The sequence below is a fragment of the Paenibacillus cookii genome (assembly GCF_018333375.1).
GTDB lineage: Bacteria > Bacillota > Bacilli > Paenibacillales > Paenibacillaceae > Paenibacillus_AQ > Paenibacillus_AQ cookii.
The window spans coordinates 66,559-79,236 of the sequence record NZ_BORW01000009.1; the positions used below are offsets into that span (position 1 = coordinate 66,559).

Annotated in this window: 12 protein-coding genes, 1 pseudogene and 1 riboswitch; of the genes and pseudogenes, 9 read left to right on the plus strand and 4 right to left on the minus strand. The window is 55.0% G+C overall.

From position 1 onward, the window contains the following. The first annotated feature begins 118 nt into the window (after positions 1 to 118). Positions 119 to 157: riboswitch (PreQ1 riboswitch) on the plus strand. Positions 158 to 285: 128 nt separating this feature from the next. The 4 genes from queC to queF are packed head-to-tail and all read left to right on the plus strand — an operon-like array spanning position 286 to position 2,727. Beyond that, positions 286 to 954: a 7-cyano-7-deazaguanine synthase QueC gene (queC, locus tag KI367_RS11015; protein ID WP_212949618.1), complete on the plus strand. Its 669-nt coding sequence runs from the start codon at positions 286 to 288 to the stop codon at positions 952 to 954. Beyond that, entirely contained in the window at positions 954 to 1,445 is a 492-nt protein-coding gene (gene queD / locus KI367_RS11020) for a 6-carboxytetrahydropterin synthase QueD (protein WP_212949728.1), read from the plus strand. The genes queC and queD overlap by 1 nt, the downstream gene beginning before the upstream one ends. Further along, positions 1,442 to 2,200: a 7-carboxy-7-deazaguanine synthase QueE gene (gene queE / locus KI367_RS11025; RefSeq protein WP_036709741.1), complete on the plus strand. Its 759-nt coding sequence runs from the start codon at positions 1,442 to 1,444 to the stop codon at positions 2,198 to 2,200. The genes queD and queE overlap by 4 nt, the downstream gene beginning before the upstream one ends. Before the next feature lie 29 nt (positions 2,201 to 2,229). Beyond that, on the plus strand, positions 2,230 to 2,727 hold the full coding sequence (gene queF, locus KI367_RS11030; protein WP_212949620.1) for a preQ(1) synthase: 498 nt from the start codon (positions 2,230 to 2,232) through the stop codon (positions 2,725 to 2,727). Between the two features lie 51 nt (positions 2,728 to 2,778). Here queF and KI367_RS11035 read toward each other — a convergent pair whose 3' ends face one another. After that, a complete protein-coding gene (locus KI367_RS11035; protein WP_212949622.1) occupies positions 2,779 to 3,630 on the minus strand; it encodes an anti-sigma factor domain-containing protein in 852 nt (283 codons plus the stop codon). Next, positions 3,599 to 4,216 carry an RNA polymerase sigma factor gene (locus KI367_RS11040; protein ID WP_036709745.1) on the minus strand — a complete coding sequence of 206 codons (618 nt, stop codon included), beginning with the start codon at positions 4,214 to 4,216 and terminating at the stop codon, positions 3,599 to 3,601. The genes KI367_RS11035 and KI367_RS11040 overlap by 32 nt, the downstream gene beginning before the upstream one ends. A 231-nt stretch (positions 4,217 to 4,447) precedes the next feature. On the opposite strand from KI367_RS11040, the gene KI367_RS11045 reads away from it, so the two are divergent. From KI367_RS11045 to KI367_RS11060, 4 genes and pseudogenes are all read left to right on the plus strand, one after another. Beyond that, positions 4,448 to 5,614: a COG1470 family protein gene (locus tag KI367_RS11045; RefSeq protein ID WP_212949624.1), complete on the plus strand. Its 1,167-nt coding sequence runs from the start codon at positions 4,448 to 4,450 to the stop codon at positions 5,612 to 5,614. 59 nt (positions 5,615 to 5,673) lie between these two features. Next, a pseudogene (locus KI367_RS11050) lies at positions 5,674 to 6,627 on the plus strand (ABC transporter ATP-binding protein); the annotation flags it as partial. Further along, positions 6,593 to 7,675 carry an ABC transporter permease gene (locus tag KI367_RS11055; protein WP_212949627.1) on the plus strand — a complete coding sequence of 361 codons (1,083 nt, stop codon included), beginning with the start codon at positions 6,593 to 6,595 and terminating at the stop codon, positions 7,673 to 7,675. The pseudogene KI367_RS11050 and the gene KI367_RS11055, both read left to right, overlap by 35 nt. A 186-nt stretch (positions 7,676 to 7,861) precedes the next feature. Then, a complete protein-coding gene (locus KI367_RS11060) occupies positions 7,862 to 9,175 on the plus strand; it encodes a glycosyltransferase family 2 protein (protein WP_212949628.1) in 1,314 nt (437 codons plus the stop codon). Here KI367_RS11060 and KI367_RS11065 read toward each other — a convergent pair. Further along, positions 9,172 to 9,372, minus strand: coding sequence for a hypothetical protein (locus tag KI367_RS11065; protein ID WP_036709754.1), 201 nt, complete (start codon positions 9,370 to 9,372; stop codon positions 9,172 to 9,174). The genes KI367_RS11060 and KI367_RS11065 overlap by 4 nt on opposite strands. A 37-nt stretch (positions 9,373 to 9,409) precedes the next feature. Next, complete coding sequence (locus KI367_RS11070; RefSeq protein WP_212949630.1) at positions 9,410 to 9,829, minus strand: hypothetical protein; 420 nt, start codon at positions 9,827 to 9,829, stop codon at positions 9,410 to 9,412. Positions 9,830 to 10,055: 226 nt separating this feature from the next. Here KI367_RS11070 and KI367_RS11075 point away from each other — a divergent pair, with 226 nt between their 5' ends. Beyond that, positions 10,056 to 12,650, plus strand: coding sequence for a glycosyltransferase (locus KI367_RS11075; RefSeq protein ID WP_212949631.1), 2,595 nt, complete (start codon positions 10,056 to 10,058; stop codon positions 12,648 to 12,650). Positions 12,651 to 12,678 lie beyond the last annotated feature (28 nt).

The window sequence follows — 12,678 nt, forward strand, 5'->3', positions numbered from 1 at the left end:
ATCAGGACTATCGATATGACGCGGACGTATCCACAAAGCCATAGATTGTGCTATAATACACTGGTGCGATTCAATCGCGCACAAAACAGAAGAAAATCCGGCTGCGGTAATACACCGCCCGGGAGAGGTTCGCGAACTCCCTCTATAAAAAACTAAGGTCGCCCGTCGGGTTTATTTCCGTCTGGGCTTGTTTTTTACGGTCAGTTCAAGAACCCTCTCTCTTCGAAGGTAGAAGCGTTTTATCCGCGCTTGTACGACAAATTTTGAAGATGGAGAGGTTTTTTTATGCTCAAAAACGAAAAAGCGGTCGTCGTCTTCAGCGGCGGCCAAGACAGCACCACTTGCCTGTTTTGGGCCATGAAGCAGTTTGCGGAGGTAGAAACGGTCACGTTCGACTACGGCCAGCGGCATCGCCTGGAGATCGAATGCGCGCAAGAGATCGCCAAAGAACTCGGCGTCAAAAACACCGTTCTGGATATGAGTCTGCTCAATCAGCTCGCCCCGAACGCCCTTACCCGCAGCGATATCGAAATTACCCAGGAGGACGGCGAGCTGCCGAGCACCTTCGTCGAAGGACGAAATCATCTGTTCCTCAGCTTTGCGGCCGTGCTGGCCAAGGTGTCCGGCGCCAGACATCTGGTGACCGGCGTTTGCGAAACGGATTTCAGCGGATATCCGGATTGCCGGGACTCTTTCGTCAAGTCGCTGAACGTGACCTTGAATTTGGCGATGGATTACAATTTCGTCATCCACACGCCGCTGATGTGGCTGGATAAAGCCGAAACGTGGGCCATGGCGGACGATCTCGGCGCATTCGATTTTGTTCGCGAGCGGACGCTGACCTGCTACAACGGCGTCATCGGCGACGGTTGCGGCGAATGCCCTTCATGCCAGCTGCGGCGCAAAGGCCTGGAACAATATCTGGAGCGCCGGACGTTGGAGGCATCCCGATGATGGGCCGAACGCCGGGCGAATTCCGGATCGTCGAGAATCTGCAGCAGCTGGGAACCGACATTCAGCCAAGCGAACTGAAATACCGCCATTACCGCGTCATGGTCAGCAAAGAATTCACTTTTGACGCCGCCCATCACCTGCACGCTTACGAAGGGAAATGCAAAAATCTGCATGGCCATACCTATAAAGCGGTGTTCGGGATCAGCGCCTACCCGAACGAGATCGGAATCGCTGCCGATTTTGGGCTGGTCAAAGAAATATGGAAGCAGCGGATCGAACCTTATCTCGACCATCGTTATCTCAATGAAACGCTGCCTCCGATGAACACGACCGCGGAAAACATGGCGATTTGGCTGTATGAGCAAATGGAAGCCGCGCTTGCCGATAAGCCGTATGCCGATCTGATCGAGCAAGGCCGCACGGAATTCGTGAGATTATACGAAACGCCGACCAGCTACGCCGAATTCCGGAGAGAGTGGGTGGAAGCATGAGCGAAACGCGCAGCACCGTGAAGTCCCCTCCCCCCATTCCGGTATTGGAGATATTCGGTCCAACGGTCCAAGGGGAAGGGATGGTCATCGGCCAAAAAACGATGTTCGTGCGCACCGCCGGCTGCGACTACTCCTGCGCTTGGTGCGACTCCGCATTTACTTGGGACGGAAGCGGCGTGAAGGACATCCGGAAGATGAACGCCGCGGAAATATGGGACGAGCTGAAACGCATCGGAGGAAACCGCTTCTCGCATGTGACGATTTCAGGCGGCAACCCGCTTCTCCTTCCCCAGCTCTCTTCCCTCGTGGAACTGCTTCGATCCGAAGGCATCCGGATCGCCGTAGAAACCCAAGGCTCGAGATGGCAGGATTGGCTGGCGGAGATCGATGAAGTCACGATATCGCCGAAGCCGCCAAGCTCCGGGATGACGACCGATTGGGAGCGCCTGGACGACATCGTGGAGCGGCTTCGCAAACGCCCTGCTCCCTATGCGTACAGCTTGAAGGTCGTCATTTTCGACGACCGCGACCTCGCGTACGCGCAAACCGTGCATGCCCGTTATCCCGGCGCCCCGATGTATTTGCAGGTCGGGAACGCGGACATATCGCGAATGGACAAGGAAAACCATGCCGCCGATCTGCTGCTGCAGTATGAAAGGCTTATCGACAAAGTGACGGCGTCGGAAACCCTGAACGACGTAAGGGTCCTTCCGCAGCTTCACACGCTGGTATGGGGCAACAAACGAGGCGTCTAGCGCGCTGACCGACTAAGGAGGAAACTGAAATGACCGGCAGACAACCTGAAGAAATGAAAGATTTGACGCTTCTTGGCAACCAAGGGACGAAATACGTTTTTAAGTACGCGCCCGAGGTGCTGGAGAGCTTTGACAATAAACATGCTTACCGCGATTATTTCGTGAAATTCAATTTTCCCGAGTTTACGAGTTTATGCCCGATTACGGGCCAGCCGGATTTTGCGACGCTGCATATCAGCTACATTCCGGATCAGAAAATGGTCGAGAGCAAATCGCTTAAGCTGTACCTGTTCAGCTTCCGCAACCATGGCGATTTCCATGAAGACTGCATGAACATCATCATGAACGATCTGATCAAGCTGATGGACCCGCGGTACATCGAAGTGTGGGGCAAATTTACGCCGCGCGGAGGCATTTCAATCGATCCTTATTGCAACTACGGCAAACCCGGCACCAAATATGAAAAAATGGCCGAACAGCGATTAATGAACCATGACCTGTACCCGGAAAAAATAGATAACCGCTAATTCCGCCGAGGAATGCAAAAAAAGCCGCAGAAATGCGGCTTTTTCCTTTGGTTACGGCTGTTTGTTGACATTGATTCTGACGGCCTCCGGCCCGGTTTGCACCCAGCTTCCCCCTTTCGGCTCCAGACTGATCACGATCCGGTCGGGGTTCATGATGCCGAATCCGTAATAATACCCTTTCCCCTGGAGATTGCGGGTCAGCATCATGCCCGCGCTGAAGGACTGCTGCTCATGCTGAAGCCATACCTGGTAATCCTTCTCTTCGGACGGAGTCAGGCCGTCCATGACGATCAGCAGCTCTCCGGAGTCCGGATTGAGCCACACGCCTCCCGGACCGTGAAGCGGCGGCAGCGGCGCAATGGAATATTTATCGTAATCGGCGGATTGCATGAACGCGATTTTGGTGGATACTTGCCGCTCGATCGATTCGGAGGACGGGTCTGCCTGGTGTTTGAACGTAAACAGTCCGACAAACAAGAATATGGCCAACGCGGCCGCGGCAGCGCCCGGAAAAATAAAGCGACGGTTGTGCCAAGCCTTGATTCGCAAAGAGCGCAGCGAAGCTCGGACTTTCAGCCTTCTGCCTAAACGTGCGGGAGGTTCCAAGGTTTCGCGGACCTGACGGGCAGACCGTTGTTCCTGCAAAACGGCGATCCCTTCGTCCATCACTGCCGCATCCTGCCGTGGAAGGCAGAGGGACTGCATTTCGGGCACCTGCATTAACAGCTCCCATTCGCGCAGCTTTTCTGCGCAGCGGGCGCATTGCGCAACATGTCCCGCAACCCGCAACCGGTCCGTTTCCCCCAAACGGTTCATGACGTAATCGACCAGCTTCTCCTCAGGCAGTTCAACGCAGGAACCGAGCCTTTCCTCACTCCCATTTTCCGGATTCCATGAACGCATGCGCCTCACCTCCGTTTGCTGCCTGCTTGGTCTGGTTTTCCTGCAATTGTCCGCGCAAATTCCGGATGCCGTACCGGATCAAGGATTTGACGGTCCCCACCGGCTTCTGCATCCTGTCGGCAAGTTCACGATGCGAGAGCTGCATGATATAGCTCCCGTAGAGGGCCATGCGCTGCAAAGGCGGTATGCCCCTCATGGCATGCCGGATCCGTTCGCGGTCCAGATGACGGAACGCTTCCAGTTCGGCGGATTCGAGATAAAGCGCACGCTCCGACTCGGCCAGATTTGCTTCGCTTTGTTCCATGGCGGCGATACGCTGTTTCTTGCGCAGCCGGTCCATGGCCCTGCTCCGAACCCGAACCGCCAGCCAAGCTTCGACGCTCCCCCGTTCCGGATCGTATTGATCGGCCCTTTGCATCACTTCGATAAAAATTTCCTGGCAGACATCCTCCGCTTCGGCCGCGTCCTTCAGCCAGTGTTCCGCTAGCCGGAAAACCATGGGAGCATACGCATCATAGAAACGGTTAAAGGCTGACGCCGAGCCTCGCGCAATTTCTTTGAGCCACTCGGCAGGATGTTCTTCCATTTTTATGATCCCCCCTTATGTCACTATCCCCTGGTCTCAAGCCTCTGGTCGTGGTGTTTATTCAGCAACATTTTAGCAGATGCGGACGGAAACGGAATTTTCTCTGCGAGAGTTTTATCTCATTTTCAGCAATTTTTTATCTTTTTTTAAGGTTCGGATAAATCCAATGCCGATTTTCGGTTCGTACTTAGGGTGAATAAAAAATATTTTCAATTAGGAGGGTTATGCTTCATGACACGATTCCTTAGGAACATCAAACTGACGGGCCTTATTTTTCTTGTTTTGGCGCTTGGAATCGGTCCACTTCTCGGCGGTATACCCGCTCATGCGGCTGGAGGGTTGACCTTGTATACGACGTATACGTCCATTTCGGTCCCGCCCGGCGAATCTCTCAATTACAACGTCGAGCTGAAAAACGACACCGGCAGCGTCGTCACGGTCCCGCTGTCCATTGAAGGACTGCCTCAAAACTGGACGGCCAAAATGACCGGCGGCGGCTGGGATCTGAACGAAATTTCGGTCATGCCGAATTCGTCGCAATCGATCAACCTTGCCGTTACGGTTCCGATGCAAATCGATAAAGGCACCTATCGCTTTACGCTCAAAGCGGGAACTTTGGCTTCCTTGCCCCTGACGGTGCAAATTACGGAAAAAGGCACTTACCAAACGGAGCTGACCACGGACCAGGCCAACATGGAAGGGCATTCGGACGCGACATTTACGTATTCGGTCAATTTGCAAAACCGGACGGCCGAAAAGCAGACCTATGCGCTGACTTCGCAGGCGGAGGCCGGATGGGACGTGACGTTTAGCGCGGACGGCAAGCAGGTATCTTCCGTCGAAGTCGATCCGGGCGCAAGCAAAGCGATCACCGTCAACGTCAAACCGGCCGAAAACGTAACGAAGGGAACGTTCAAAATCCCGATTCGGGCGCATAACCAATCGACGGACGCCCAGCTTGTGCTGGAAGCGGCCATTTCCGGCAAATACAGCATGGAGTTGACGACGCCGAGCGGATTGCTCAGCACGAGCGTAAAAGCAGGCGGAAGCAAAACGATCGAGCTCGTCGTCAAAAACACCGGAACTGCCGATTTGACCGATATTAACCTGACCTCCTCCACCCCGGCCAACTGGGAGGTGACATTTAATCCGAAAACGATCGACAAGCTGGCTGCGGGCAAATCCACGACGGTCGAAGCCAAGCTCACGTCCAGCGATAAAGCCATCGCGGGCGATTACGTCACGGATATGACGGCTCAGGCATCGGAGGCCTCCTCGACGGCAACCTTCCGGGTCGCGGTCAAAGGCTCCGTCCTGTGGGGATGGATCGGCGTATTGATCATTCTCATCATTCTTGGCGGCATCTATGTGCTCATTCGTAAATATGGGAGGAGATAATGGTGGCGGAAACAGTCATCGACATCGAGCAATTGTCCAAAAGCTACGGCAGCCATCGGGCCGTTGACAGCTTGTCCCTGCAAATCCGCCGCGGTGAAATTTTCGGGCTTCTCGGCCCCAACGGGGCCGGGAAATCCACGACGATATTGATGCTGCTCGGTCTCAGCGAGCCGGACGGCGGAAGGATCAACGTCCTCGGCATGAACCCGACCCGCCGGCCCATCGAAGTGAAGCGGCGGGTCGGCTACCTGCCCGATGATGTCGGCTTCTACGAGGATTGGACCGGCCTGGAGAATCTGCAGCTGACCGCAAGGCTGAACGGAATCGGCGAGAAAGAAGCCCGGGAGCGCGCGATGCGGCTCCTTGGCGAGGTAGGGCTGAAGGATGCCGCCCATAAAAAAGCGGGCACGTACTCGCGCGGGATGCGGCAGCGCCTCGGCCTCGCCGACGTCCTCATCAAGCAGCCGGAGATCATCATCCTGGACGAACCGACGCTGGGGATCGACCCGAAAGGGATCGACGAGCTGCTGGCGCTGATTTACGGGCTTAGCCGGGAGCAAGGGTTAACCGTCCTCCTATCCTCTCACCAGCTGCACCAAGTCCAGCAGATTTGCGACCGGGTCGGCCTTTTCGTTAAAGGCAAACTTCTGGCGGAAGGCAATCTGGAGGCGTTGACCCGGCAGCTGTTGACGGATACGCCGATCGTGATCACCGCGGAAGTGGACCGGGCCGATCAGCAGCTGCTTGATCGACTGGCCGAATTGGAGCAGGTTCGTGACGTACAATCCGGAGCGGAAGATCCGGATGCAGTCCTGCCCTCCAGCAGCCGCGTTTTGCTCCAGATCGGATGCAGCGAGGACTGCAGCGACGCGATTGCCCGCATGATCGTTTCGTCGGGCGTTTCGTTATACAACCTGCAGCGAAAACAATACGGCCTGGATGAAATTTATCGACGTTATTTTGCGGGAGGTGAGGAACATGGAAGCAAGCGTTCTAAAAAGGCGGCTAAATAAATGGCGGAATGCGGTGTCGGAGCGCCTGCCCGACGGGCTTCGCAAATTTGCGGGCTCCTTGTCGGACCGCGACCGCTTCGACAAGTCCAACTCCAATCCGGCGGCGTTTCGGGTGCTCGTTCGCAAGGAAATCGCCGACCATGTCCGAAGCTGGCGGTTCATTTTGCTGCTGGCGATCATTTTCCTGACCTGCGTCGCCTCCCTCTATACCGCTTTGAACAGCCTGCAGGACGCCATCAAATCGGAGGACGGTTACAGCGATTTCGTCATTTTGAAGCTGTTTACCATTTCGGACGGCACCCTGCCTTCCTTCATCGGATTCATCGGGTTTCTCGGTCCGCTGCTCGGCATCGGCCTCGGATTCGACGCCGTGAACAGCGAACGCAACAAAGGAACGTTAAGCAGGATCATGGCGCAGCCCATCCACCGCGACGATTTGCTAAACGCCAAATTCACCGCCTCCTTGTTTATCATCGGGTTTATGTTTTTGGCGCTGGGCTTGCTCGTTTTATCGCTTGGTCTCCTTATTGTGGGACTTCCCCCATCCTTCGAGGAGCTGCTGCGGATATTGGCGTTTTTGGTGGTAACGGTATTTTACATCGGTTTTTGGCTGAATTTATCCATCCTGTTTTCGGTGCGTTTTCGGCAGCCCGCAACGTCGGCCTTGGCCGGCATCGCGGTATGGCTGTTCTTCAGCTTCTTTTACGACATGATCCTCAACCTGTTGTCCTCCGCGCTTGTTCGGAACAATCAAGCTTCGACCGTTGACGATATGTTGAATCATGTCAACCTGATGCTGGGACTCAGCCGGATTTCCCCGTATACCTTGTTCAACGAAGCCACCTCGACGCTATTGATGCCTACCGTGCGAAATTTGGGGCCGCTGACGACCGAGCAGGCTTACGGGGCGATCGACAGCCCGCTTCCTTTCGGGCAAAGCCTGCTGCTCGTATGGCCGCAGGTCACAGGCCTGATCGCGCTGACGCTTGTCTGCTTCGCCATTTCTTACGTGATGTTTTTGCGCCAGGAAATCCGCGGACGCTCTTAATGCCGCGAACGTTGCAGGCATTCGGCCGCGAATCATAGCAGCCCCCCCGATGTATTTTTCGGGGGCTGCTTTTTTTACGGCCGCTTCCGTCGGTTTCCGTGTCACTTGGGCGGATGCTGCATAGACTGGAATGGTAATAGCCGTTTGCGAAAAATGGATTGCTGTACCGGAAAGGATAACGCGGAAATGATCGTTTTTATCGTTTCGAAAGGCAGTTATACGGAGATGATTCAAACCGAAATATCCGTTAAGGAGGCGCTCCCTGAAGCGCGGGTGGAGCGTTTGCCGGAAATGAATCCGGGTAAAGTGCTCAATGAGATCCTCGCGGTTTGCAGGGAGCCGTTTTTTCTTGCTTTATACGGCGGCGACACTTTCACCCCTGCAATCAAAGAGGAGCTTATGAGCCGGATTGCCGACATGCATCCGGAAACGGGTGCGGTCGTACTCCATCCCAAAGGCCGTTCCCGCCCCGGCTCAAAGCAAGGTTTCGACGCCCCCCACGGGATCTTATGGCGGACCGCAGCCGTCACGCCTTCTGCTTATGGCGGATTTTCCGAATCCAGCCATCTCCCCTTCAGTGTCTATCTATGGATCGAAAGATTGTTCCGGCTTCGCCCGGCTTGGACGTGGGAAGCTCTGGAAACCGACTCGTTTGTTCCTTCCAAAGCGGTTCGCCCCGGGCCGCCCTTGCACCAAGCCGCTTACGATGACGTCTTCGCCCTGCTGCGGCAGCCTTTGGAACCGCCCGGCCCGAAACATTCCGAAAACCTGTCCGACCCGGTCATTTCGGTTGTGATCTGCACCTATAACGATGCCGCTTATCTCCCGTGGGCCGTGCGCTCCGTCGTTGCCCAGTCCTATGCGGCCTGGGAGCTGATCATCGTCGATGACGGATCGACCGACGGAACGGACGAATATGTAAAAAAACTGAAAGGTCACGGAAAGATCCGCTGCTTGACCAACGCAAACAATCAAGGGAAGGCGGAATCGCTGAACCAAGCATTGACGATGGCAAAAGGCAAATGGCTCTTGGAACTCGACGCCGATGATTGGCTATCCTCGGACTGCCTGCTGCACCTTGCAAAAACGGCTTTAGCTTTGCGGCATGAAGCAGCCGTGTACGCGGACCATCATGAATGGATCCAGCGTATGCACGGCCAGCTGATGTACCGGGGAGTCAAACAGGCGCCTTCTGCCCTTTCGGCCGGCAAGCTTCTGGCGGAAGGATGGGTGATCGCCCCCCGGATGTACCGCACGAGCTTTTTGAAGAAACACCAAGGGTGGAACGCGTCCGCCCCGTGGGGCGGAAGATTGTTCGAAGACGTGGAATTGTTGGCAAGACTGTCCTTAAAGGAAACTTTGCATTACATCGCTCTCCCTCTCTATCACCGCCGGATTCGAAGCAGCAGCGTCTCCCGGATTCATGCGTCTTTATACGAGCGTTGGAGTTCATGGGTGGCGGATCGAACGTTAAGCAGCCCCGCCGATCTCGATCATTAAGGTAGGATGCGGACGTAAGTAACATTGTTGATAAATGCGGTAACCTGCTGGGATGACGGAATATAATTCGAACTCGACAGCTGAACGGTTATCAAACCTCCCGCGGCGGCGGACAGCTGACCTTGAAGAAACTGTCCGGGTTGAACGATTTCGGTCCTTCTTCCGATGAACGCGTTTAAGGCTTCAATAAAATTCATTCGTATTCCCCCTCTTCCCTGTCAAGCAAGCTTTTTCTCAAAGTACGGAGAGGACGCTGCGCAGCGGAAGCAGCACGATGCTGCCGTCGGCCTCCCTCAGCTGGATGAAATCTTCGCCGATCAATAACAGGGTGCCGAATAACGTGCCCGCCGGCGTCTCGATCGTCACCTTCGAGTTGAGTTTTGAAGCCAAAAATTGAACCGTGCCGGGCTGGTTTGAAGTCAGCGAACCCACCTGTTCCTGAAGGGAGGATACCTGGGCGGAAAGGCCGTTTACCCGGTTCCGGAGCCGTTTCAGTTGCCTGGACAGCCTGGCAAGGCTGACGACGACGAATCTTTTCAGACCATGCAGCTTATGTTTCAGCGCGCTTTTTTTACGGCTGCCGGCATCCGGCTTGTGCCGATGCGCATCCGCCGCGCAATCCGTGTGATGGAATTTTTTTCGATGCAGCTCCACAGCTTTTACCTCCTTCGTTTAGTCATGAGTACAATATGTTTTCATGATGCAGGCGGCTACCGTGGAGATTAAAGTTAATGAATATGCCTAAGGCGGTCAAAGCAGTGGCGCGAACGACGGAAATTGATCGAACATTTAAGGATTGCAATAGTTTTTTACCCAAGCGGATATCCGCCGCCGTACATATTTTGAAGATAGACAATCGTTTAGGGAGGAGAACACCGCTTTGAAGAGACGACATTCAAGGCCACGGAAGCCTAAAATCAAATCCGTATCCCCTACGGTTTCAAAACCTGCCAAACGCAAAACAAAGGCGCCGATCAGACGGATCGATCCGCACCCTCCCGTCATTCCGGCATTCCGGCACGATACGGGCGCATCCGCGGACCCGCTGGCGGCCCCATTGGCTGCAAGCAGCGATCATACGGCAAATCACGCGGCCGATTCGAGAACCACCGAGACTGCCGCAGGCCATGCGGGGATGTACGACGTGTTCCGTTTTCCGGTAATCGATTGGGATTTCAGATGGCAAAGGCCCCAGCAGATGTCGGTCCAGTTCGCGCGGCACGGTCATCGCGTCTTTTATGCGACCACGACGATGTCCGTTCTCCCAAAAGAAGATGCCGCATTCGATGAGGTTGCAAGATACGTCAAGGTGAAGCTCGTCGAACCGAACGTTTGGCTTGTCACGTTATGCGCGAACCGAAACTTGAACCTATATACCGATCAGATGAGCGCAACGGATATTCGGTATTTGAATTGGTCCATCGAGTATATCCGGGAACGGTTCCAAATCGGACATTTGGTATCCATCGTCGACCTCCCTTTCTGGACGCCGCTTGTCTCCTCCATGGAAGACAGCAAGCTGCTGTATGACTGCATGGACGAACATAACGGTTTTTCGACGAACGCCCCGTCGATGATCCGGCTGGAGGAACAGCTTGCCCGCAAAGCGGATCTTGTGTTGGCCTCATCCCAACGGCTGCATGACCGCATGAAATCATACCATTCCTCCCCGCTTTTGCTCCGCAACGCCGCAGATGCTGCCCATTTTGCAGCGCATGCTCCGGTTGCACCCGAGCTCGCTTCCATTCAAGGACCTGTGATCGGCTACTACGGAGCGATATCGGATTGGTTCGACGCCAAGCTCGTGGAACGGATGGCCGAACGAAGACCGGAGTGGACCTTTGCCCTGATCGGCCATACCTTTGGCTGCGATACGGCTGGGCTGGAGAAATTGCCGAACGTGCTTCTTTTGGGCGAAAAACGCTATCACGAGCTTCCGATGTATCTTCATCGGTTCGATGCGGCGATTATTCCGTTTTTGCAAAACGAGCTTACCAAGGCAACGAACCCTGTGAAGCTGTACGAGTATTTGGCGGCAGGAAAGCCCGTCGTGTCAACGGCTTTGCCGGAGCTGGAAACCGTCGCCGCCGGGCTTACCGTCATCGCGCGTACCCCGGAAGCCTTCGAACAAGCGGTGGAACGCTCCCTGCGGCAGAATAACCCTCAGCTTATGGAGGCCAGAAAAAATTTTGCATCAAGCCATACTTGGGAAACACGGTATGAAGAACTGCACCGGACCATTTTGAAACGGCTGTTTCCAAAGGTGAGCATCGTCATGCTGGCGCATAACAACTGGCCCTATACGCGTCAATGCCTCTTCAGCTTGCAGAAGCCCGGACGTTATCCCCATCTGGAAGTGATCGTCATCGACAACGGTTCGACGGACGAAACGTCCCAACGATTGGCGGAGCTGGATCCCGACTGCTTCAAAATCATCCGCTCCGACGTGAATCTCGGTTTCGCCGCGGGGAACTCCCTCGGGTGCCGCAAAGCTGCAGGGGAGTACATCATCCTGCTGAATAACGACACGATCGTGCCCGACGGAAGCTGGATTCGCAGGCTGATCCGCCCTTTGGAGAAACACCCGGGAATCGGCATGTCCGGGCCGATGTCCAATCATGTGGGCAACGACCAGGCGGTGGATTTGTTCGTAGGCAATCCCGTGGAAGGAGCCAATCCCCATTGGTTAAAAGAGTTTTACGGACTCTATAAAGGGCGGAGCCGGTATACCGACTTGTTGGGCTTTTTTTGCGTGGCCATGCGGCGGAGCGTGTTTGAAGAAGTTGGGGGGCTGGACAGCAAATACGGCATCGGGATGTTCGAGGATGATGATTATTGCGAACAGGTCCGGCGGGCCGGGTACAAACTTCTGATCGTCGAAGACGCATTTGTGTACCACCACGGAAGCGCCACGATCAAAAAACTGAAGCAGGAACAATACGATGATTTGTGGAGAAGCAACAAAGCCTATTATGAACGGAAATGGAACAAACCGTGGCGGCAGCCGAAACGGCCGGAAAATATTTTTTATGGAGCGGATACGCCCGAAGGGGTAGCGGGAAAACTCGGCGGTCGCCCCTGCCTGTTGGTTCTCGGCGGCCGCGAATGGTCAAGAACTCCGGCACGCTGGCAGCAGATGGTCCGAGAACTGTCGCAGCGGAATGACTGCATCATCGTCGTGTATTTGTCGGCGTATTTCGGCCATGAGGTCGTCGGCATCCGAAAAGCCGGACCTCGCTTGTATGTAACGAACAGGCCGGATTTGTTCAGCCATGCCGATCTCGAAAGCGTGGTCTACTGCGGCGGAACCGATGTTCTCCCTTATTTTTCTTCCGACCGCTGCGTGGTCGATACCTTCTCGTACCATGCCCATCAGCTGGACGATCTGAAAATAAAGCTGCAAACCCCAAGGGTGCTCGAAACGGAAGACGTGCCGCTCCTCATCTCCCAAATGCGGAGGGCTCCTCAACCGTAATCCCGGATGAAAGGAACTGTCCCTCGTA